This window comes from Aeromonas sp. MTB (assembly GCF_056632455.1).
In genome coordinates this window covers 2,524,438-2,545,387 of sequence record NZ_CP147026.1, presented here as the reverse complement: position 1 = coordinate 2,545,387, position 20,950 = coordinate 2,524,438, and the positions used below count along the sequence as shown (strand labels likewise).

Sequence of the window (20,950 nt, the reverse complement as noted above, 5' to 3'; positions counted from 1 at the left end):
CCCGCTATCCCGTCAGGCAAACCCTTTTCTGAGAGGTAGCGCAATTGTTTCCACACCCGTGGCGGGGTAAGATCCCCCGGCTATCAAAACAGGCCCGTTGGGCGAGGTTGTAATGAAGATCTATATCATGCGTCATGGCCAGGCTGGCATGAATGCGAAAACAGATGAACAGCGTCCATTGACCGAGCAGGGTATTGAAGAGTCTATCCAGATGGCCCGCTGGCTGGCGCCTCAGCTGATTGGCCCGCTGGATCGGGTGATCCACAGCAACTATCTGCGGGCACGCCAGACCTGGCAAGCCATATGCAGTGAATTACCTGACGCAGCAGCCGTTGAAGAGAGTGGCGACATTACCCCGTACGGTGATCCCGCTTTCGTGGCCAGCTACCTCACCACTTTGGCTGAACAACATGACCAGATCCTGATGGTCAGCCATCTGCCGCTGGTGGGTTATCTGGTGCAAAGCCTCTGCCCGGCCGCAGGAGCACCCATGTTCGCCACCTCGGGGATCGCCTGTATCGAGTGGCACGATGGCAAAGGAGCCTTGCTCTGGCTCGAAGGGCCGCATACAATAGGCTAAAAGTTAATAAAAAGTTACAGATTGAATTTTTTGGGAAGAGATGGGCGAGTTTTCCGGATTTTTATAAATAATTTACGGAATTAATTCGCAGAAGCTGCTGTCATACGGATACAACTGCAAGAGGTTGCAAACGATGAGAGTGTTCAAGAAGTACCTGCCACTGATGGTGGCAAAGCATGTCAAAACCTTCTTTAAAGGTCGGATTTACATCCATGGTCGGGGGCGGTTTGATTTCCAATCCGGTTTGTTGCTGATGCCGAATCCGGCGGATATTCCCCACCGCCAGACAGTCACCGAAGTCAACGAGCTGATCTCCAGACTGCACATGGATGCCGCGTGATGCGCTTCTGAACCTGTTTCTGCACTGATATGCCCGCACTTTTGCGGGCATATTTGTTTCTGGCGACTGGCGTTCACCGCGTGGCTGTTCAGGCCCACACCTTTGTTTATCTCCCATCGCCCTCTATACTGGCCCGCTGTTGTCTCTTCGGTCTGGATCCTCTCATGCCCCTTGCCTTTCTGTTTCCCTTCTCCTGCATTGCCATCTGGGCTGGCAATGGCATCGTCAGCAAACTGGCGGTTGGTGTGTTGTCCCCCGCAGCCTTGGCCTGGTCGCGCTGGGTGGTGGCTGCGCTGGTATTAAGTCCGTTTCTGGCCCGTCGGGTATGGCGTGCGCGTGCCCGTCTGCGCGCTGGCCTTTGGCAGATCGCCATGCTGGCCTCGCTGGGCATGGTGCTCAACCAGACTTTTGGTTACTACGCGGCGCAAACCCTGGGAGCCACCGAGATGGGGTTGATGATGGGACTGACGCCGCTGCTGACCGTGTTGTTCAGCATCTGGCTGCTGCGCGAGCGGCCCACCTGGGGCGCTGTACTGGGGGCGCTGCTCTCCATCCTTGGCTTGTCTATCTTGCTGGGGCAGGGAGATCCTACCCGGCTGTTTACCCAAGGCATTCATATCGGCTCTGTCTATATGCTGATTTCGGCGGGTACTTACGCCCTTTACAGTGTGCTGCTCAAGAAGTGGGATCTTGGGCTCGACAACTGGTCGCTGCTCTACGGTCAGGTGATCTGCAGTGTGGTGATCCTGACCCCCTTCTTTTTGCTGGTGGATGGCCAGTGGCCTGATAGGCGGGCCCTGTGGCTGATCCTCTATGCGGGTATCCCCACTTCGGCGCTCTCACCCTGGCTTTGGATGCAGGGTATCGCCCTGCTCGGTGCCAACCGTACCGCCATCTTTATGAACCTGCTGCCGGTTATGACGGCTGGCCTTGCCATCACCCTGTTGGGTGAGCGGTTGACCAGCTATCACCTGATCGGGGGCGGTCTGACCCTGCTGGGTGTCTTGCTGGCACAGCTGCTGGTGCGTCCGGTGGTGATGGGTCGCCGCCGGGTGGTGCTGGCACCCTGTCCCGAAGAGTAATCTTGCGCGAAAGCGTAGAGGGGCCAAGTGGCCTGCTTGGCCGCCAATGAAAAGCGCCTGCAGCAATGCAGGCGCTTTTTTATGGTTACATCTTCCTAGCCGGTTACTGGGCAACCAGATAGAGCTCCTTGCTGTAGACCACATCCTGCGGGTTAAGGTGGGGATAGCCTTTCACGAAAGGCTTGAGCAACCTGGATTTGACCGAGAAATAGATGGGGGCGATGGGGGCATCCGCATCAATGAGTGCCTCTGCCTGTTGATACAGGGCATTGCGTTCAGCGGGATCCAGCGAGTCGTGGGCCTTGGCCAGCAGGGCGTCGTACTCCTTGTTGAACCACTTGCCGCTGTTGGCACTGCTGCTGGAGGTCATGATGTCGAGGAAGGTGGAGGCATCGTTATAATCCCCGTTCCAGCCATAGCGGCTAACCCCGAAATCCCCCTCGTTCAGTGCCGAGACCATGGTCTTCCACTCCATGTTGTTGAGGGTGGCAGTGACCCCCAGGTTGTGTTTCCACATGGAGGAGACGGCCAGCGCAATCTTTTTGTGGCTCTCGTTGGTGTTGTAGAGAATGTCCACTGTGAGTGGCTTGTCCGGGCCATAACCTGCTTCGGTCAGCAGGGCTTTGGCCTGCTTGATCCGCTCCTCTTTGCTCTGCAGCTGGCTAGCCGGTTTTTTCAATTCAAAACCGTCCACAATGGGGGGCGTGAAGCTATATGCGGCAATTTGTCCCTGCCCCAGGATCTTGTCGGTGATGGTCTCCCGGTCGATGGCGAGCGAGAGCGCCTTGCGTACTTTCGGGTCATCGAACGGTTTGCGCTGGGTATTGAAGACATAGTAATAGCTGGCCAGCGTGGGGACGCTGACCAGTTCTTCCGGGCTCTTGCTCTTGAGCTGCTTGTACTGCTCCAGCGGATAAGTGGTGTAGTGCAGTTCACCGGTGCGATAGCGGTTGTAGGCGGCGGTTTCCGAGACGATCTCCAGATAGATCACCTTGTTCAGGACGGTGTGCTGGTTGTTCCAGTAGTGGGTATTGCGCTCGGCGCTCAGCCGCTCGTTGGGGGTCCACTCCTTGAGTACAAAGGCGCCGTTGGAGACGATATTGCCCGGTTTGACCCAATCCTTACCGAATTTTTCAATGGTGGCCTTGGGGGCCGGGAACGTGGTGTAGTGGGCCAGCGTTTTTAGGAAGAAGGGAACCGGATTTTTCAGGGTGACCTGCAGGGTGTGGTCATCGAGCGCCTTGATCCCGAGCTCTGACGGGCTCTTCTTGCCCTGTGTCACCTCGCTTGCATTGACCACTCCGGTCAATTCGATAAACCAGGCGTAGTTGGAGGCGGTCTTGGGATCGGCCGCCCGTTGCCAGCCGTAGACATAATCGGCGGCGGTGACCGGTTCACCGTTTGACCACTTGGCCTCGGGCCTCAGTTTGAAGGTGTAGATGGTACCTGTCTTGTCGACGTCGTAGCTGACGGCACCTGCTGGCTTGATCTTGCCGGTATTATCCAGCTCATAGAGCCCTTCAAACAGATCGTTGACGATGGCACTACCGGCACTCTCTTCCACCAGCTGGGGGTCGATGGTGGTGGGTTCGGTGCCGATATTGGTCACGTAGATTTGTTGGGCATCCGGCAGCAGCTTGGTACCGGCAGGCACCTGGGCAGCCCAGGCGGGAAGGGCAAACAGTCCGGCTACCATGCCGGCAATGAGAGTCTTGTTCATTGATAATCCTTGAGTTTTATTTGCTTCCAAAGCGAAATCAGTGTGCTGGATTGGCGATCGGATCTCAAGAGGCAATGGCTGAGGGAACGGCAGGCCCATCAGACTCCATTTTTAATGGCTCAAGGCCAGTCAACTCATGGCTTGCAGCAGGTTATTGCCACGAATTAAGGGTCCGAAAGTTATCGAATGAAACCGAATAAAACGCGTCTTTTACCATAACGTTAGGCGAGATAGCCTATTTAATAGGCCGCTTAATTCGCTGCAAAAACAAAAAACAGACGTTACATTAGGTTACAAATCAAGGCCGCCGGTGATCGGCATTTTTTTTGCTGACGCCTGCAAACGTTTTCAATGCCAACGGATGCGATCTAAAGGAACAAAAATGCGAAACATGATCACCATGGGTGAGTTCATCGTCAAAAAGCAGGCGGATTATCCTACCGCGACCGGCGAGCTGACCTCGTTGCTCAGCTCGATCCGCCTTGCTGCCAAGGTGGTAAACCGGGAGATCAACAAGGCGGGACTGGCGGATATTATCGGTTCCATGGGCGCTGAAAACGTACAGGGCGAGGTGCAGCAGAAGCTGGATGTTTACGCCAACGAACGCTTCAAGGCGGCGCTGGAAGCGCGCGGCGAGGTGTGTGGCATGGCCTCGGAAGAGGAAGAGGACTTCGTCGCCTTTGACTCACCGCTCTCCAAAAACTCCAAGTATGTGGTGCTGATCGACCCGCTCGATGGCTCCTCCAATATCGACGTCAACGTCTCGGTCGGGACCATCTTCTCCATCTACCGCCGTTTGAGCCCGCAAGGTTCGCCGGTGACCCTGGAGGACTTCCTGCAGCCGGGCAACCGTCAGGTCGCCGCCGGTTATGTGGTTTACGGCTCCTCCACCATGCTGGTCTACACCACTGGTTTTGGCGTCAACGGCTTTACCTACGACCCCTCCATCGGCTGCTTCTGCCTCTCCCACGAGAACATCCGTATTCCGGAAGAGGGCAAGATCTACTCCATCAACGAGGGTAACTACATCAAGTTCCCGGACGGGGTGAAGAAGTACCTCAAATATTGCCAGGAGCGCGATGAGGCGACCCACAGACCCTACACTTCCCGTTATATCGGCTCCCTGGTCTCTGATTTCCATCGCAACCTGCTCAAGGGTGGCATCTACATCTATCCGTCCGGCACCAACTCGCCGAACGGCAAGCTGCGCCTGCTCTATGAGTGCAACCCGATGGCGTTTTTGGTGGAGCAGGCCGGCGGCAAGGCCTCCGACGGTTTTGGCCGGATCATGGATATCCAACCCACTGCGCTGCACCAGCGCACCCCTTACTTTGTTGGCTCGACCAAGATGGTGGAGCGGGCCGAGGCCTTTATGCGCGAGTTCTCCGCCCATGAGGATCCAGCCAACCAGGGCTGATCGTCAGAGGTGTAGGTTGGTGCTGAGCACAGCGAAGCCCAACATTTACCGGCGCGACTCCCTCTCCCCCCTGGGATAGGGCTGGGTGAGAGGAATAGTTTTCACTGTCCCCTCATCCCCGACCCTTCTCCCACAAGGGGAGAAGGGAGACGCTAGTCACCAGCCAACATAAACAAAACGGGAGCCGATTTGGCTCCCGTTTTAGTTGGCATTATCTCTCTGGCTCGCCGCCAGCGTTGCAGATATTCACAGGCTGTTGTTGGCCAGATCAGCCAGCAAGCCATCCACTAGCTTGAGGCGCATCGCACGATCCTGGGTCGGCACCTGGAAGCGCAGCCGGGTCGGCCCGTCCATCTTGTAGACCCGTGGCTGGCTGGAGAGCAGCTTGACCAGATAGGCCGGATTGACCTTGGTCTCCTGGGTGAAGTCGAGATAGCCGCCACGCTCGCTCATCTCCACCCGGCGAATGCCAAGGGCGGTGGCACGCTGGCGGAAGGCGGCCAGCTCCAGCAGGGTTTTGGTTGCCTCCGGCAAGAGGCCAAAGCGGTCGATCAGCTCCACTTTCAGCTCGCGCAGCTCCTGCTCGTCCGCCGCACTGGCGATCCGCTTGTACATGGAGAGGCGCATATTGACGTCCGGGATGTAGTCATCCGGCAGCAGTGCAGGCAGGCGCAGTTCCACCTCGGTGTGCTGGCTCATCAGCTGCTCCAGCGACGGCTCCTTGCCATTTTTCAGCGCCTCGACCGCCTGCTCCAGCATCTCCATGTAGAGGGTGAAGCCGACCGATTCGATCTGGCCGCTCTGATCGTCGCCGAGCAGTTCGCCCGCGCCACGGATCTCCAGATCGTGGGTCGCCAGCGCAAAGCCGGCGCCGAGATCTTCAAGCGAGGCGATCGCCTCCAGCCGCTTGGCCGCATCCTTGGTCATCAGCTTGGGATGGGGGGTGAGCAGGTAGGCATAGGCCTGATGGTGAGAGCGGCCAACCCGACCCCGCAGCTGGTGCAGTTGGGCCAGACCCAGGTGATCCGCCCGATCCATGATGATGGTGTTGGCGCTCGGCACGTCGATGCCGGTCTCGATAATGGTGGTGCAAACCAGGAGGTTGAAGCGCTGGTGGTAGAAGTCGGACATGATCCGCTCAAGATCACGTTCGCGCATCTGGCCGTGGGCGATGCCGATGCGGGCCTCGGGTACCAGCTCCGCCAGATCGGCGGCGCACTTCTCGATGTTCTCGACATCGTTGTGCAGGTAGTAGACCTGACCACCACGCTTCAATTCCCGCAACACCGCCTCGCGAACCACCGCCGGTTCGTGCTGGCGCACGAAGGTCTTGATGGCGAGTCGCTTGGCGGGTGGAGTCGCGATGATGGAGAGATCCCGCATGCCGGACATCGCCATATTGAGGGTGCGCGGAATGGGTGTAGCGGTGAGAGTGAGGATATCCACATCAGCCCTCAGAGCCTTGATCTTCTCCTTCTGACGCACCCCGAATCTGTGCTCCTCATCGACGATGAGCAGTCCCAGATCCTTGAAGGTGAGTTCGGAGCCGAGCAGCTTGTGGGTGCCGATGATGATGTCCACCTTGCCTTCAGCCAGCTCTTTCATCACAGCGTTCTGCTCCTTGGCGGAGCGGAAGCGGCTCAGCACCTCGACCCGCACCGGCCAGTTGGCGAAGCGGTCGCGGAAGTTGTCGTAGTGCTGTTGCGCCAGCAGGGTGGTGGGCACCAGCACGGCGACCTGTTTGCCGCCATGCACGGCCACAAACGCCGCCCGCATAGCCACTTCGGTCTTGCCGAAACCCACGTCGCCGCACACCAGTCTGTCCATGCTCTTGGCCTGACACATGTCCCCCAGCACCGCATTGATGGCGTTGAGCTGATCGTCGGTCTCCTCGAACGGGAAGCTAGCGGCAAATTGGCGATAGGCCTCTTTGTCGTGCTTGAAGGCAAACCCGGCTCGAGCGGCGCGATGAGCGTAGACATCCAGCAACTCGGCTGCCACGTCGCGCACCTTCTCCGCCGCCTTGCGCCGGGCCTTGCTCCAGGCTTCACCGCCGAGTTTGTGGCTGGGCGGGTTATCAGAACCGGTGTAGCGGCTGATAAGGTGCAAACTGGTAACCGGCACGAACAGCTTGTCGCCGCCGGCATATTCGAGAGTCAAAAACTCGGTGGGCAGACCACCGGCGTCGATGGTTTCGAGCCCCAGATAGCGGCCGACCCCGTGATCCAGATGCACCACCGGCTGGCCCTGGGTCAGCTCACCCAGGTTTCTGATCACCGCATCGGAGCTCAGGTTCTTGCTCTTCTCCCGCGCTCGCTTGCTGCGTACCTTGCCGCCCAGCAGTTCGGTCTCGGTGATCAGCGCCAGTGGATCCTGACCGACCTCCTGCCACAGGAAGCCACGCTCAAGCGGTGCAACCAGCAGGCCGTGGCGATCCGGGCTCGCCATAAAGGCGTCGAGGGAGGGGAACTCTTTAGGTTGCAGCGAGATACGCGCCAGCAGATCGCCGAGCACCTCCCGCCGTCCTTCGGACTCCACCGCAAACAGGGTGCGCCCGGCAAAACCTTGGAGGAACTGGTTGAGCGCCAGCAGGGGTTGCTCCTTGCTGTGATCGAGTTGCAGATCCGGCAGCGCCTCGATGGGCAGATCGTGCTGACCGGCATCGCCCGCGGTGGCGGCCTCTTGCAGCCGCACCGCGCCATATTGGCCCAGAGAGGCAAAGAGCTGCTCCACCGGCAGATAGAGCTGGGCCGGGGGTAGCAGGGGGCGAGTGTTGTCCCAGCGTCTGTCTTCATAGCGCTGGCCGATATCGTTCCAGAAACGCTGGGCGGCGGGGTAGATATCCCCCACAGTGAGCAGCAGGGTCTCTTCCGGCAGGTAGTCAAACAGGCTGGCGGTCTGGTTGAAGAAGAGCGGCAGATAATACTCGATGCCAGCGGGCCAGCGCCCCTTGCTCACCTCCTGATAGACGGAGCCCTCGGCCCGCGACAGCTCGAACTGCTCGCGGAACTGGCCGCGAAACAGTTCGATGGCCGCCTCGTCGGTAGGGTATTCCCTGGCGGGCAGCAGGCTGACCGTCTTGACCGGTTCGCTGGAGCGCTGGGTTTCGGGATCGAATGGGCGGATGGAGTCCACTTCATCGTCGAAGAAGTCGATGCGATAGGGGCTGCTACTGCCCATGGGGAAGAGATCGAGCAGGGAGCCGCGAGCGGCAAATTCGCCATGTTCCAGCACCTGATCCACTGCCACGTAACCCGCCTCGGCCAGCCGCCCGCGCAGCTGTTGCAGGTTGAGGCGCTGACCGGCCTTCACCATCAGGCTGTATTTGTCGAGATAGACCCGGGGGGCGCAGCGCAACATCAGGGTGGAGATGGGGACAATCAATACCCCCTTGCTCATTTGCGGCAGCTTGTAGAGGGTCTCGAGCCTTTGGGAGATGATGTCCTGATGGGGAGAGAAGGTGTCGTAGGGCAGGGTCTCCCAATCGGGGAACAGCAATACGGGGGCGGGCTGATCGGCTAGCTGCTTGTCTGCCAGCAAATACTGAAGCTCCTGCTCCAGGCGCAGGGCGCTCGGGGTATCGGCGGTGATAAGCAGTACCGGCCCCTTGGCTTCATTGGTGAGGCGGGCTGCAATCAGCGAGAGGCTGCTGCCGACCAGCTGGCCGAGCGTGATCTTTTGGCCCGCTTTGGCGGGCAAGGCGGGGAGTGTCATTGGCATGGTTCGATTCTTTTAACGTTGACGTTATCTAGCGCTGACGTTCTTGGGCGCGCAGCTTGAGCTGCTTCGATTGCACGTGGAGGCTGGCACGAACCAGCAGTTCACGGTCATCTTCGCGGATCCGCACATAGTCGAGCTGCACATGGGTGCCATGTTCACCGCCGTCGAGCTGTTTGACCTGGCCATAGCAGTAGATGGCGGCCGCCTCTTCCCGCAGGAAAATCTTGAGGCGGACGATCTGGTGCAGGTGCGGCGCATCCCCGTGATCATGATAGGGGTGCAGGTAGGTGAGCTGGCCAGCCCCGAAGCGCAGGGTGTGAAAGCGCTGCTCCGGATGGTCCTGCAGGGAGAGCACATAGCCCATGATCATGTCGATCTTGCGGGACTGCTGATTGACGATCTCGATCAGATCGTGCATCGACTCGTTCTGGTTGCGCAGCAGTCGAGTGGTCACCAGATCGATGGAGGTAATGGCCGAAGAGATCCGAAAGGGCTCCGGCAGCTCAGCGTCCAGCTCCTCCAGCGAGGGGAGGTGGAAGTCGGCCGGCATGGGGATCACATTGACCGGCGTGGCATGAGTGACGCTGAAGAACTGTTCCTGCATGGAGGCTATCCCTTGTTGTCATGGACGGTTTCCCTTTATTATCCGGTATCTTATTTTGTTGGCAACGTACATATCCTTGAAGACCGGACTTTTTCAGCCCCTTTCGCTGGCCATCGGCCTGCGTTATGCAGGCTCGAAGCGCAGCAATCGCTTCGTCTCATTTATCTCCCTGTTCTCTACCTTTGGCATCGCCATCGGGGTCGCCGCCCTGATGGTGGTCATTTCGGTGATGAACGGTTTCGAAGGGCAGCTCAAAGGGCGCATCCTCGGGGTGATCCCCCATGTGGTGGTGACCAACCAGGCTGGCCGTATTGATGCCGACCCGCAAGGTTTGCCGGATCTGGCCAAATTACCCCATGTGGTCGCCTCGGCCCCCATGCTCGACAGCGAAGGGATGCTGCAAAGCCCCGGCCAGCTGACCGGGGTGAGCGTGCAGGGGATCGACCCTGCGAAGTGGCCCAAGGATGACATCCTCCATAGCCAGATGTTGGGGGGACGCCTCGATACCCTGCAGGCGGGTCACTACCGCATCGTGCTGGGGCAGGGGGTGGCACGCCGCCTCAATGTCTCCATCGGCGATCAGGTTCGCCTGATCCTGACCGAGGGGACCCGCTTCACTCCGTTTGGTCGGGTACCGGCCCAGCGCCTCTTTACCGTCTCCGGTATCTTCGGGGTCGGCGCCGATGTGGATAACCAGATTGCGCTGATCGCGCTGGGGGATGCCCAGCGACTGCTGCGCCTGCCGCCAGAAACCGTCGGTGGCATTCGCCTTTGGCTCGATGATCCCTTTGCCGCTGACGAGGTGATCAAGACACCGTTGCCGGATGGGCTGCTGTGGCAGGATTGGCGCCGCGAGCGGGGCGAGCTGTTCCAGGCGGTCGCCATGGAAAAACGGATGATGGGGCTGATGCTGGTGCTGATCATCGCCGTCGCCACCTTCAACATCCTCTCTGCGCTGGTGATGGTGGTGACGGACAAGGAGGGCGAAGTGGCCATCCTGCGCACCATGGGCATGAGTGAATCAGGTATCGTCAAAATCTTCATGGTGCTTGGTGCCTCCAGCGGGGTGATTGGTGCCCTGTTTGGCGGGCTGGCTGGCCTTGCGCTCTCTTTGGGTCTCAACCCTCTGCTCAATGCGGTGGGGCTCAACCTCTATATGGCGGCGGGCGGCAGTGGCCTGCCGGTCATCGTCGAACCGGCTCAGGTCATCACCATCTTGCTGGGCGCCGTGCTGCTGAGCTTCAGTGCCACCCTCTATCCGGCGGCCCGCGCCGCACGGGTGAAACCGGCCGAGGCGCTGCGTTATGAGTAATGCCGTGAATAATACATCTTCTGTTGTTACCTCCGGTGCGAGTACCGGCGTTGTTACTGGTGCCTCTGTGGTCACTGGCGTAAGTGGAGCCCCTGTTATGAATGAAGCCGTATCTCGTGAACCTCTGCTGCGCTGCCAGGCGCTCAATCATGTCTATAAAGAGGGGGAGCTGGAGACTCAGGTGCTTAAGGGGATCGATCTCTGCGTCGCGCCCGGTGAAATGCTGGCGGTGGTGGGGAGCTCCGGCTCCGGCAAGACCACTCTGCTGCACCTGATGGGGGCGCTGGACAACCCTTCCAGTGGCGCTGTGTTGTTCAAGGGGGAGGATATCCACCACTGGGACAGCCGCACCCAGGCCCGTTTTCGCAACCGAGAGCTGGGCTTTGTCTATCAGTTCCACCACCTGCTCTCCGAGTTCAGTGCGCTGGAAAATGCGGCCATGCCGCTGCTGATCGCCGGTGAGTCGGTGGCGGTTGCCACCGAAAAGGCGACCAAAATGTTGGGTAGAGTGGGGCTCTCCCATCGCTTGAATCACCGTCCCTCCGAGCTCTCCGGTGGCGAACGTCAGCGGGTGGCGATCGCCCGGGCGCTGGTCAACGAACCGAGTCTGGTGCTGGCGGATGAACCTACCGGCAATCTGGATCACGCCAGTGCCACCGCGGTGTACGAACTGCTGTGTGAACTGAACCGTGAGCTGGGCACTGCGTTTGTGGTGGTGACCCACGACCTGAGCTTGGCGGCCAAGCTTCATCGCCGGGTGACCCTGGTGAGCGGCGTGATGGCGGAGGTTGCCTGATGTTCAAACCGCTGCCCCTCTTTCTGGGCCTGCGTTACAGCCGCTCCCGCCGTCGCAACGGGTTTATCGCCTTTATCTCTGCCTCTTCCCTGATCGGTATTGCCCTCGGGGTGATGGCGCTGATCCTGGGCCTCTCCGCCATGAACGGTTTCGAGCGGGAGCTTAAAGATCGGGTGCTCTCGGTCGTGCCGCAAGGTGAGCTGGACGCCGTCGAGCGGCCGCTGCCGGATTGGCCACGTCTGCGCGACTACCTGCTGGCTCAGCCGGGCGTTGAGGCGGCAGCGCCGGTCATTCGCCTTAATGGCCTGCTGGAGCATGGCTCTGCCCTCAAGGGGGTCCAACTGCGCGCTGTGCTGCCCGATCTGGAAGCCAATTTGTCGGATGCCGGCAAATACATGACGGGCCGCGGTCTGCGTGAGCTGCAACCGGGTGAACGTGGGGTGATCCTTGGCAAGACCATCGCCGACAAGTTGGGGGTCAAGGTGGGGGATTCGGTCGCCCTGCTGCTGCCGCAAGGGGTGATCAGGCGGGGATCAAGAATCCTCGGCGCGAAGCCCTGACCGTGGTGGGGCTGCTGGAAATTGGCGGTCAGCTCGACGGTCTGCTCGGCTTTATGCATCTGGCCGATGCGCAAGCGATCACCGGCATGGGCAGCGATGTGGAGGGCTTCAGCCTGCGGGTGAGCGATGTGCTCAAGGCGCAATCCATCACCGTAGCCGCGGCGCAGCAGTTCCCTCATCATGTTTACATCCGCAGCTGGATGAACAGCCAGGGCTACCTCTATCAGGACATCCAGATGGTGCGTACCGTCATGTATGTGGTGATGCTGATGGTGGTGGCCGTCGCCTGTTTCAACATCGTCTCCACTCTGGTGATGGCGGTGAACGAGAAGCGCAGCGAGATCGCCATCCTGAAGACCATGGGGGCGAGCCCCGGCCAGATCCGGCTTACCTTCGTCATTCAGGGGATGGTCAACGGCGTGGCCGGTGCCCTGCTCGGTGCCCTGCTGGGCGGGCTGCTTTCGAGCAAGCTGACCCAGCTCCTGAGCGTTGTCGAAAAGCTCATCGGCCACCGCTTCCTCAATCCGGATATCTATTTCATCGACTTCTTGCCGACCGAGTTGCATATGCAGGATCTGCTTATCGTGACGGGCGCCGCCATCCTGATGAGCCTGGTGGCTACCCTCTATCCCGCCTGGCGGGCGAGCGGTCTGGTACCGTCCCGCGAGCTGGGTCACTGATGCGCTGCATCTAATGCGCCATAAATAACGAAGGGCCCGCCGGTGCAAACCGGCGGGCCCTTCTGTTTTCAAGTCGCGTGGACTGGCTTAGTGAGCATTAAGCTCATCGAGCGGCAGGGAGAAGCTGGCCACAAAGGTGTCGATAAAGTAGCGCATCTCATCGCTCATCCGCGCTGCCAGCATGGCTTCAAGGCGCTTGCGAGCCGGTTCGAACTCCCGGTTGCCCGCGTTGATCTCCTCCAGACACTTGGTATAGGCGCAGAGGGTGTCGGCATCCTTGACCAGTCTGGCCAGTTCGCCATCCTGGGCTGCCGAATCGAGCAGGGGGCGAAAGTCATCGATCAGTTCTGGCGGCAGCATGCCAAGGAGGCGCTGCTCGGCGGCCAGTTCTATCTTCTTGTACTCGCGGGCAATTTCGGGGTTGAAGTATTTGACCGGGGTAGGCAGATCGCCGGTCAGCACCTCACTGCTGTCGTGGTAGAGGGCCATCACGGCGGCGCGGTCGGCATTCACGCTGCCGCCAAACAGCCGGTTTTTGATGATGCCGAGGGCATGGGCCACCATGGCCACCTGCAGGCTGTGCTCGGCGATGTTTTCCGGCTGGATGTTGCGCATCAGGGGCCAGCGGTAGATGAGTTTCATGCGGGCGAGATTGGCGAAAAAGTGGCTGGGTAACATGATGGCCTCAACAAAAGAGAATAAAAAAGGGCAGACTCTAGTCTGCCCTTTTTTTCGTTGCTGGGCAGCGTCTGCCCGCGCATTTCCCGTGTTTAGCGGATATAGCGGCCCGATTCAGCCTCCTGGTTGGTCACAATCATCTGGCCGATGGGCGCCAGACTGATGAGTGCCAGCTTGAGGTGCTGGATACCGAACGGGATACCGATAATGGTCACGAAGCAGGCCAGCGCGGAAGCGATGTGGCCGATGGCCAGCCAGACGCCGATCAGCACGAACCAGAGGATGTTGCCAATCAGCCCCAGAGTACCGGTGCCGATATCGCTCTGGCCAGTCATGGTCTTGCGATTAACGGCCTGCTTGCCAAACGGGAAGAAGGTAAAGGTGCCGATCACGAAGCAGGCACGTCCCCAGGGGATGCCGACCAGCGAGATAAAGCAGACAAGACCGGCCAGCCACCAGGCCAAGCCCATAAAGACACCTCCCAGTACAAACCAGAGCAGATTGAACAAGAAGCGGAAAAAGGCCATGTGAGTGACTCCAGATCATCAATTTGGTTGCCACCATAACGAGGGAGGGGTAGGGACGCAATGGTTGATTGGCCCAATCGCCATTTGGCTGGTCAAATTGAGTCGCCGCCCGCAACGGCGGGCTGTTTTTCGGCTAAAAATGGGCAATAAAGCGGCGTTCGGATGAAAAAAGGTGAGCAAACGCAAAATTATTGCCATCGGATAGTTGAAGTCGGGCACCTCTCTCCCCATATAAAGGGCAGTTTTGCACGAATTGTGCTTGCACGCCGCTCAATGTGGGGGATGTGTGGCTCGACTCGACCAAAGTGCGCCGCTATAATGCCGCGTCATATTTTCTCATCACAAAGACATATCGTTGTCTTTATAAACAGGAAGACTCCGGGCTTTGCCCAGGGGCAATAAAGGGTCAGCACACAGTGCTGAGTTGAACGAGGTAGAAGAATGCAAGTTTCTGTAGAGACAACCCAGGGTCTGGAACGCCGTCTTACCATCACTGTACCGGCCGCTACCGTAGACGCCGCTGTGCGTAAAGAATTGAATGGCCTGGCCAAAACTCGTCGCATCGACGGTTTCCGTCCTGGCAAGGCTCCGGTTGCCATCATCAAGAAGATGTTCGGCGCCATGGCTCACGCCCGCGTTGCTGATGAAATGATGCAGAGCAACTTCATCAAAGCCATCATCGAAAACAAACTGAGCCCGGCCGGTGCCCCGACCATGGATCCGAAAGAGATCAAAGAAGGTCAGGATTTCGAATTCACCGCCACTTTCGAAGTGTATCCGGAGTTCGAAGTTGCAGGTCTTGAGACCATCAAGGTCGAGAAGCCGGTTGCGACCGTGAAGGATGAAGATCTGGCCAACATGATCGACACCCTGCGCAAGCAGCACGCTACCTGGGCTGATGCCGATGTTGCCGCTGCCAATGGCATGCGTGTGACCATGGACTTCGTCGGTTCCATCGACGGTGAAGAGTTCGACGGCGGCAAAGCTGAAGGCTTCAACCTGGTGCTGGGCGCTGGCCGCATGATCCCGGGCTTCGAAGACGCCATCCTGGGCAAGAAAGCGGGCGACGAGTTCACCATCGAAGTGACCTTCCCGGCTGATTACCACGCTGAAAACCTGAAAGGCAAAGAAGCCAAGTTCGCTTCCAAGCTGATCAAGGTTGAAGAGCAGATCCTGCCTGAGCTGACCGAAGAGTTCGTGAAGCGTTTTGGTATCGAGAGCGGTTCTGTTGAAGAGCTGAAAGCCGAAGTGCGCAAGAACATGGAGCGCGAACTGGCTCAAGCCCTGAAAAACAGCGTGAAAGAGCAGGTTCTGAACGGTCTGGTTGAAGCCAACCAAATCGACCTGCCGAAAGCTGCCGTTGCTCAAGAGATCGACGCACTGCGTCAGCAGGCTCTGCAGCGTTTCGGTGGCTTCCAGGGCGGCAACGCTCCCGAGCTGCCGGCTGAACTGTTCCAGGCTCAAGCCGAGCGTCGTGTACGCGTAGGCCTGCTGCTGGGTGACGTGATCCGTACCAACGAAATCAAGGCTGACGATGCCCGTGTAAACAGCATCATCGAGTCCATGGCAACTGCCTACGAAGATCCGAAGGAAGTGATCGAGTACTATCAGAAGAACGAACAGATGCTGAACGGCGTTCGTAACCTGGCAGTAGAAGATCAAGCCATCGACCTGATCCTGTCCAAAGCGCAAGTGACCGAAAAAGAAGTTGCCTTTGACGAAGTGATCAACAAGTCTGGCGCCGCTGCCTAAGAACATTTGACTTAAGGTCAAGACTGTTAAGTATAATGGCTCGTGTGATCTCCACTCGGGCCATTTTATTTTAGGGACAATGCCTTATGTACAAGAACTATAACGATATGACCGATTCTCCCAGCAATGCGCTGGTCCCCATCGTGGTCGAACAGACTGCCAAGGGTGAACGTTCCTACGATATTTACTCCCGTCTGCTGAAAGAGCGGGTGATCTTCCTGACTGGTCAGGTTGAAGATCACATGGCCAATCTGGTGGTTGCCCAGCTGCTGTTCCTCGAGTCCGAGAATCCGGACAAGGACATCTATATTTACATCAACTCGCCGGGTGGTTCGGTGACTGCGGGCATGTCCATCTATGACACCATGCAGTTCATCAAGCCGGATGTCAGCACCGTCTGCATGGGGCAGGCCTGCTCCATGGGTGCCTTCCTGCTGGCTGGTGGCGCCAAGGGCAAGCGTTTCTGCCTGCCTAACGCCCGCGTGATGATCCACCAGCCACTGGGTGGCTTCCAGGGTCAGGCATCTGATATCCAGATCCACGCCCAGGAGATCCTGAAGATCAAAAATACCCTGAACGAGCGCCTGGCGTTCCACACCGGTCAGGACATGGCTACTATCGAGCGTGACACCGATCGTGACAACTTCATGTCCGCCGAGCAGGCCGTGGCCTATGGTCTGGTAGACGGTGTCCTGAGCCAGCGTAGCTGAGCAGGGTGTCCCGGTCTGTTGTAAACTCAACAGGCCGATCCATCCTCTATTGATAAAACGAGGTTGCTGAATGACAGAAAAACGCAAGGGTGAGGGTGATAAGCTGCTCTACTGCTCTTTTTGCGGCAAAAGCCAGCATGAAGTGCGCAAGCTGATCGCTGGCCCTTCCGTCTACATATGTGATGAGTGCGTCGAGCTGTGCAACGACATCATCCGCGAAGAGATCCGCGAGATCTCTCCCAAGCGCGATGGTAACGAGCTGCCGACCCCTCATCAGATCCGCGCTCATCTCGATGACTATGTGATCGGGCAGGAGTACGCCAAGAAGGTGTTGGCCGTTGCGGTTTACAACCACTACAAGCGTCTGCGTAACAGCGGCGAAAACAGTGGTGTGGAGCTCGGCAAATCCAACATTCTGCTGATTGGCCCGACCGGTAGCGGCAAGACCCTGCTGGCTGAGACCCTGGCTCGTCTGCTGGATGTGCCGTTTACCATGGCCGATGCGACCACTCTGACCGAAGCCGGTTATGTGGGCGAGGACGTGGAGAACATCATCCAGAAGCTGCTGCAAAAGTGCGACTACGACGTAGAGAAGGCCCAGCGTGGCATCGTCTATATCGACGAGATCGACAAGATCTCCCGCAAGTCGGACAACCCCTCCATTACCCGCGATGTCTCCGGGGAAGGGGTACAGCAGGCACTGCTCAAGCTGATCGAAGGGACCATCGCTTCCGTGCCGCCGCAAGGTGGTCGCAAGCATCCGCAGCAGGAGTTCTTGCAGGTTGATACCTCCAAGATCCTCTTCATCTGCGGCGGTGCCTTTGCCGGTCTGGACAAGGTGATCGAGCAGCGTTCCGTGAAGGGAACCGGTATCGGTTTTGGCGCCGAGGTGAAATCCAAGGATGCCAAGGCCACCCTAAGCGAGACCTTCGCCAAGGTGGAGCCGGAAGATCTGATCAAGTATGGTCTCATTCCCGAGTTCATCGGCCGTCTGCCGGTGGTCGCGACCCTGACCGAGCTGGACGAGTCTGCCCTTATCCAGATCCTGAAAGAGCCGAAAAACGCGCTGACCAAACAGTACGCGGCGTTGTTCGATCTGGAAGGTGTTGAGCTGGAGTTCCGTGACGACGCACTCAACGCCATTGCCCGCAAGGCGATGGAGCGTAAGACCGGTGCTCGTGGTCTGCGTTCCATCGTGGAAGCCGTGCTGCTGGATACCATGTATGACCTGCCTTCTCTGGAAGGGGTCAGCAAGGTGGTGATCGACGAGACCGTGATCAAAGGGGACTCCGCGCCCTTGATGATTTACGAAAATCCCGAAACCCAGGCTGCTGCATCAGAGTAAATGTCTGATTTTTAATCGAATGGAAGGGGCTTTTTGCCCCTTTCATGCTTTTTACGGTTTCGGCGATTGAATCTCATCTCTGCGCCCCCATATACTCAGCCAAGCGCTTTGCCAACGGTATAACAAGCCGAGAGGACATATATGAACCTAGAGCGTTCAGAACGCATCGAGATTCCCGTCCTGCCTCTTCGTGACGTGGTGGTTTATCCCCACATGGTCATTCCACTCTTTGTGGGGCGGGAAAAATCCATTCGCTGTCTGGAAGCGGCCATGGAGCAGGACAAGAAAGTTCTGCTGGTGGCCCAGAAGGATGCGTCAACCGATGAGCCAACGGTGGAGGAGATCTTCACCGTCGGGACAGTGGCCAATATTCTGCAGATGCTCAAGCTGCCGGACGGCACCGTCAAGGTGCTGGTAGAGGGTGGGCAGCGTGCCCGCCTGGAGCGGATGATCGACGACAAGGATTTCTTTGTCTGCGAGGCCCAGTACATCCCCTCCCAAGCCATTGAGGAGAAGGATCAGGAAGTACTGGTTCGCTCCGCCATCGGCCAGTTTGAAGGCTATATCAAGCTCAACAAGAAGATCCCGCCCGAGGTACTGACCTCGATCTCGGCGATCGATGATGCTGCGCGTCTGGCTGACACCATGGCGGCCCACATGCCGCTCAAGCTGGAAGACAAGCAGAAGGTGCTGGAGATCGTCTCGGTTTCCGAGCGCATCGAATTCCTGATGGCGATGATGGAGTCGGAAATTGACCTGCTGCAGGTCGAGAAGCGCATCCGTACTCGCGTCAAGAAGCAGATGGAAAAGAGCCAGCGCGAGTATTACCTCAACGAGCAGATGAAGGCCATCCAGAAAGAGCTGGGTGAGCTGGAAGATAGCCCGGATGAGTTTGAAGCCCTCAATGGCAAGATTGAAGAGGCTGGCATGCCGGAAGATGCCCGTGAAAAGGCCCAGGCCGAGCTTGCCAAGCTGAAGATGATGTCTCCCATGTCCGCCGAGGCTACCGTGGTACGCAGCTATGTGGACTGGATGGTACAGGTGCCGTGGAAGGCGCGCTCCAAGGTCAAGAAAGACCTTGGCAAGGCGCAAGAGGTGCTGGATGCCGATCACTATGGCCTCGAGAAGGTCAAGGATCGCATCCTCGAATATCTGGCGGTACAGGCACGGGTGAACAAGCTCAAGGGCCCCATCCTCTGTCTGGTTGGGCCTCCCGGTGTGGGCAAGACCTCGCTGGGCCAATCCATCGCCAAGGCGACAGGCCGCAAATATGTGCGGATGGCTCTGGGTGGGGTGCGTGACGAAGCGGAGATCCGCGGTCACCGCCGTACCTATATTGGTTCCATGCCCGGCAAGCTTATCCAGAAGATGGCGAAAGTCGGCGTGAAGAACCCGCTGTTCCTGCTCGACGAGATCGACAAGATGAGCTCGGACATGCGTGGCGATCCCGCATCCGCCTTGCTAGAAGTGCTGGATCCGGAACAGAACAACAGCTTCAACGATCACTATCTGGAAGTGGATTATGACCTGTCGGACGTGATGTTCGTGGCTACCTCCAACTCCATGAACATCCCCGGCCCCTTGCTGGACCGGATGGAAGTGATCCGTCTCTCCGGTTACACCGAAGATGAGAAGCTCAACATTGCCAAGCAGCATCTGGTTGCCAAGCAGATCCAGCGCAACGGCCTGAAAGAGTCCGAGATCACCATCGAAGATTCTGCGCTGGTCGGAGTGATCCGTTACTACACCCGCGAGGCGGGCGTGCGGAGTCTGGAGCGCGAGATCTCCAAGATTTGTCGCAAGGCGGTCAAGCGCATCCTGCTGGACAAGAGCATCAAGCATGTTCAGGTCAATCAGGAGAACCTCAAGGAGTTCCTCGGGGTGCAGCGTTTCGATTACGGCAAGGCCACCGACCAGAACCAGGTGGGTCAGGTGTGTGGTCTGGCGTGGACCGAAGTGGGGGGCGATCTGCTCACCATCGAGACCACCAACATGCCGGGCAAGGGCAAGCTCACTTATACCGGTTCTCTCGGTGACGTGATGCAGGAGTCCATCCAGGCGGCCATGACGGTCGTGCGGGCCCGTGCCGAGAAGCTGCGCATCAATGCCGACTTCTACGAGAAGCGCGATATCCACGTGCACGTACCGGAAGGGGCAACCCCGAAAGATGGTCCGAGCGCCGGTATCGCCATGTGTACCGCCCTGGTCTCCAGCTTGACCGGTAATCCGGTTCGTGCTGATGTGGCGATGACAGGGGAGATCACCTTGCGCGGCGAAGTGCTGCCCATCGGTGGTCTCAAGGAGAAGTTGCTGGCAGCCCACCGTGGCGGCATCAAGCGAGTGCTTATTCCGAAAGAGAACGAGCGTGACCTTGAGGAGATCCCGGCAAACGTCAAACAAGACCTTGAAATTTATCCGGTTCGCTGGATTGACGAGGTGCTGGAATTGGCGTTGCAGGACAATCCACAGGGGTTTGAGCGCGTTTCTGTCGTGTAAATGTTGATGCGCCGCAAATTTGGCGCATTCGGCGGGTGGTTAAGGCTTGCATGCGCCCGATAACGGAAGTAGCCTTGACCACCGATCGGGTACTCGTGATGAGTCGCAATGCGTTGTGTGGCGCGGGTTTGCGCCAGATTGTCACTTGCAACTGATCAGGAGGCTTGCTATAAAACCTCCACTTGTTGTGGCCAGGGAAATCAGCGCCGCAGCGGTGTTTGATAAAAGGGGAATATAAGAGTGAATAAATCTCAACTGATTGACAAGATTGCAGACGGTGCCGATATCTCCAAAGCTGCCGCTGGCCGTGCGTTGGATGCCTTCATTGATGCTGTTGGTGAAGCGCTGAAAGAGGGTGACCAGGTTGCTCTGGTTGGTTTCGGTACTTTCGCTGTACGCGAGCGTGCTGCCCGTTCAGGCCGTAACCCGCAGACTGGCGCGACCATCGAAATCGCTGCTGGTAAAGTTCCTGCCTTCAAAGCCGGTAAGGCCCTGAAAGACGCTGTTAACTAAGTCGGTCGCTGATATCCGTCGGCTACCGTCCTTGGTCGCAGACCAGACAAGTTAGAGAGTCTTCTCTCATACTGATTGACCAAGGCGCATCGCAATCGGTGCGCCTTTTTATTGTTTA

The 20,950-nt window shown here is 58.2% G+C and carries 16 protein-coding genes and 1 pseudogene; 12 read left to right on the top strand and 5 right to left on the bottom strand.

What is annotated here, in order from left to right:
• Window positions 1–112: 112 nt before the first annotated feature.
• The 3 genes from sixA to WBR25_RS11635 all read left to right on the top strand — a co-directional run bounded on the left by sixA (window position 113) and on the right by WBR25_RS11635 (window position 2,002).
• Window positions 113–580, top strand: a complete 468-nt coding sequence (sixA, locus tag WBR25_RS11645) for a phosphohistidine phosphatase SixA (RefSeq protein WP_021230584.1) — start codon at window positions 113–115, stop codon at window positions 578–580.
• A 133-nt stretch (window positions 581–713) separates the two neighbouring features.
• Window positions 714–920, top strand: coding sequence for a DUF1107 domain-containing protein (locus tag WBR25_RS11640; protein ID WP_005336998.1), 207 nt, complete (start codon window positions 714–716; stop codon window positions 918–920).
• A 164-nt stretch (window positions 921–1,084) separates the two neighbouring features.
• A complete protein-coding gene (locus WBR25_RS11635; RefSeq protein ID WP_064338113.1) occupies window positions 1,085–2,002 on the top strand; it encodes a DMT family transporter in 918 nt (305 codons plus the stop codon).
• Between the two features lie 103 nt (window positions 2,003–2,105).
• Here the strand turns inward: WBR25_RS11635 and WBR25_RS11630 are convergent, their stop codons facing one another.
• Window positions 2,106–3,722 (bottom strand): peptide ABC transporter substrate-binding protein, encoded by a 1,617-nt coding sequence (locus tag WBR25_RS11630; RefSeq protein ID WP_429106726.1) that lies wholly within the window; start codon window positions 3,720–3,722, stop codon window positions 2,106–2,108.
• A 382-nt stretch (window positions 3,723–4,104) separates the two neighbouring features.
• Between WBR25_RS11630 and fbp the strand changes: the two genes are divergently transcribed.
• Window positions 4,105–5,139 (top strand): class 1 fructose-bisphosphatase, encoded by a 1,035-nt coding sequence (gene fbp / locus WBR25_RS11625; RefSeq protein ID WP_005336993.1) that lies wholly within the window; start codon window positions 4,105–4,107, stop codon window positions 5,137–5,139.
• Window positions 5,140–5,385: 246 nt separating this feature from the next.
• Here the strand turns inward: fbp and mfd are convergent, their stop codons facing one another.
• Window positions 5,386–8,853, bottom strand: coding sequence for a transcription-repair coupling factor (mfd, locus tag WBR25_RS11620; RefSeq protein ID WP_479749908.1), 3,468 nt, complete (start codon window positions 8,851–8,853; stop codon window positions 5,386–5,388).
• Between the two features lie 34 nt (window positions 8,854–8,887).
• Window positions 8,888–9,463 (bottom strand): hypothetical protein, encoded by a 576-nt coding sequence (locus WBR25_RS11615; protein ID WP_005351323.1) that lies wholly within the window; start codon window positions 9,461–9,463, stop codon window positions 8,888–8,890.
• Window positions 9,464–9,539: 76 nt separating this feature from the next.
• On the opposite strand from WBR25_RS11615, the gene WBR25_RS11610 reads away from it, so the two are divergent.
• The 3 genes and pseudogenes from WBR25_RS11610 (at window position 9,540) to lolE (ending at window position 12,811) form a co-directional block, all read left to right on the top strand.
• Window positions 9,540–10,775, top strand: a complete 1,236-nt coding sequence (locus tag WBR25_RS11610; RefSeq protein ID WP_005345085.1) for a lipoprotein-releasing ABC transporter permease subunit — start codon at window positions 9,540–9,542, stop codon at window positions 10,773–10,775.
• A gap of 97 nt (window positions 10,776–10,872) precedes the next feature.
• The gene (gene lolD / locus WBR25_RS11605; RefSeq protein WP_005336988.1) at window positions 10,873–11,571 is read left to right on the top strand and encodes a lipoprotein-releasing ABC transporter ATP-binding protein LolD; all 699 of its coding nucleotides are present in this window, start codon (window positions 10,873–10,875) and stop codon (window positions 11,569–11,571) included.
• Window positions 11,571–12,811, top strand: a pseudogene (gene lolE / locus WBR25_RS11600) (lipoprotein-releasing ABC transporter permease subunit LolE). The gene lolD and the pseudogene lolE overlap by 1 nt, the downstream one beginning before the upstream one ends.
• 87 nt (window positions 12,812–12,898) lie before the next feature.
• On the opposite strand, the gene yfbR reads toward lolE, so the two are convergent.
• Entirely contained in the window at window positions 12,899–13,489 is a 591-nt protein-coding gene (gene yfbR / locus WBR25_RS11595) for a 5'-deoxynucleotidase (protein WP_429106725.1), read from the bottom strand.
• A 92-nt stretch (window positions 13,490–13,581) separates the two neighbouring features.
• Complete coding sequence (locus WBR25_RS11590) at window positions 13,582–14,016, bottom strand: YccF domain-containing protein (RefSeq protein ID WP_005336982.1); 435 nt, start codon at window positions 14,014–14,016, stop codon at window positions 13,582–13,584.
• A 441-nt stretch (window positions 14,017–14,457) separates the two neighbouring features.
• On the opposite strand from WBR25_RS11590, the gene tig reads away from it, so the two are divergent.
• The 5 genes from tig to hupB all read left to right on the top strand — a co-directional run bounded on the left by tig (window position 14,458) and on the right by hupB (window position 20,832).
• Complete coding sequence (tig, locus tag WBR25_RS11585; RefSeq protein WP_005345092.1) at window positions 14,458–15,768, top strand: trigger factor; 1,311 nt, start codon at window positions 14,458–14,460, stop codon at window positions 15,766–15,768.
• 86 nt (window positions 15,769–15,854) lie between these two features.
• Window positions 15,855–16,478, top strand: a complete 624-nt coding sequence (gene clpP / locus WBR25_RS11580; RefSeq protein WP_005336979.1) for an ATP-dependent Clp endopeptidase proteolytic subunit ClpP — start codon at window positions 15,855–15,857, stop codon at window positions 16,476–16,478.
• Window positions 16,479–16,548: 70 nt separating this feature from the next.
• Window positions 16,549–17,823 carry an ATP-dependent protease ATP-binding subunit ClpX gene (gene clpX / locus WBR25_RS11575; RefSeq protein ID WP_005336977.1) on the top strand — a complete coding sequence of 425 codons (1,275 nt, stop codon included), beginning with the start codon at window positions 16,549–16,551 and terminating at the stop codon, window positions 17,821–17,823.
• Between the two features lie 141 nt (window positions 17,824–17,964).
• Window positions 17,965–20,319, top strand: a complete 2,355-nt coding sequence (lon, locus tag WBR25_RS11570) for an endopeptidase La (protein WP_479747976.1) — start codon at window positions 17,965–17,967, stop codon at window positions 20,317–20,319.
• Window positions 20,320–20,559: 240 nt separating this feature from the next.
• The gene (gene hupB / locus WBR25_RS11565; protein ID WP_005315375.1) at window positions 20,560–20,832 is read left to right on the top strand and encodes a nucleoid-associated protein HU-beta; all 273 of its coding nucleotides are present in this window, start codon (window positions 20,560–20,562) and stop codon (window positions 20,830–20,832) included.
• The last annotated feature ends 118 nt before the right edge of the window (window positions 20,833–20,950 follow it).

Bases quoted from the DNA above. Each gene is read 5' to 3' on its own strand.
- yfbR (WP_429106725.1), bottom strand. From the start codon at position 13,489: ATGTTACCCAGCCACTTTTTCGCCAATCTCGCCCGCATGAAACTCATC.
- fbp (WP_005336993.1), top strand. From the start codon at position 4,105: ATGCGAAACATGATCACCATGGGTGAGTTCATCGTCAAAAAGCAGGCG.
- lon (WP_479747976.1), top strand. From the start codon at position 17,965: ATGAACCTAGAGCGTTCAGAACGCATCGAGATTCCCGTCCTGCCTCTT.
- clpX (WP_005336977.1), top strand. From the start codon at position 16,549: ATGACAGAAAAACGCAAGGGTGAGGGTGATAAGCTGCTCTACTGCTCT.
- WBR25_RS11615 (WP_005351323.1), bottom strand. From the start codon at position 9,463: ATGCAGGAACAGTTCTTCAGCGTCACTCATGCCACGCCGGTCAATGTG.
- mfd (WP_479749908.1), bottom strand. From the start codon at position 8,853: ATGACACTCCCCGCCTTGCCCGCCAAAGCGGGCCAAAAGATCACGCTC.
- WBR25_RS11640 (WP_005336998.1), top strand. From the start codon at position 714: ATGAGAGTGTTCAAGAAGTACCTGCCACTGATGGTGGCAAAGCATGTC.
- WBR25_RS11630 (WP_429106726.1), bottom strand. From the start codon at position 3,722: ATGAACAAGACTCTCATTGCCGGCATGGTAGCCGGACTGTTTGCCCTT.
- clpP (WP_005336979.1), top strand. From the start codon at position 15,855: ATGTACAAGAACTATAACGATATGACCGATTCTCCCAGCAATGCGCTG.
- lolD (WP_005336988.1), top strand. From the start codon at position 10,873: ATGAATGAAGCCGTATCTCGTGAACCTCTGCTGCGCTGCCAGGCGCTC.
- WBR25_RS11590 (WP_005336982.1), bottom strand. From the start codon at position 14,016: ATGGCCTTTTTCCGCTTCTTGTTCAATCTGCTCTGGTTTGTACTGGGA.
- tig (WP_005345092.1), top strand. From the start codon at position 14,458: ATGCAAGTTTCTGTAGAGACAACCCAGGGTCTGGAACGCCGTCTTACC.
- WBR25_RS11635 (WP_064338113.1), top strand. From the start codon at position 1,085: ATGCCCCTTGCCTTTCTGTTTCCCTTCTCCTGCATTGCCATCTGGGCT.
- sixA (WP_021230584.1), top strand. From the start codon at position 113: ATGAAGATCTATATCATGCGTCATGGCCAGGCTGGCATGAATGCGAAA.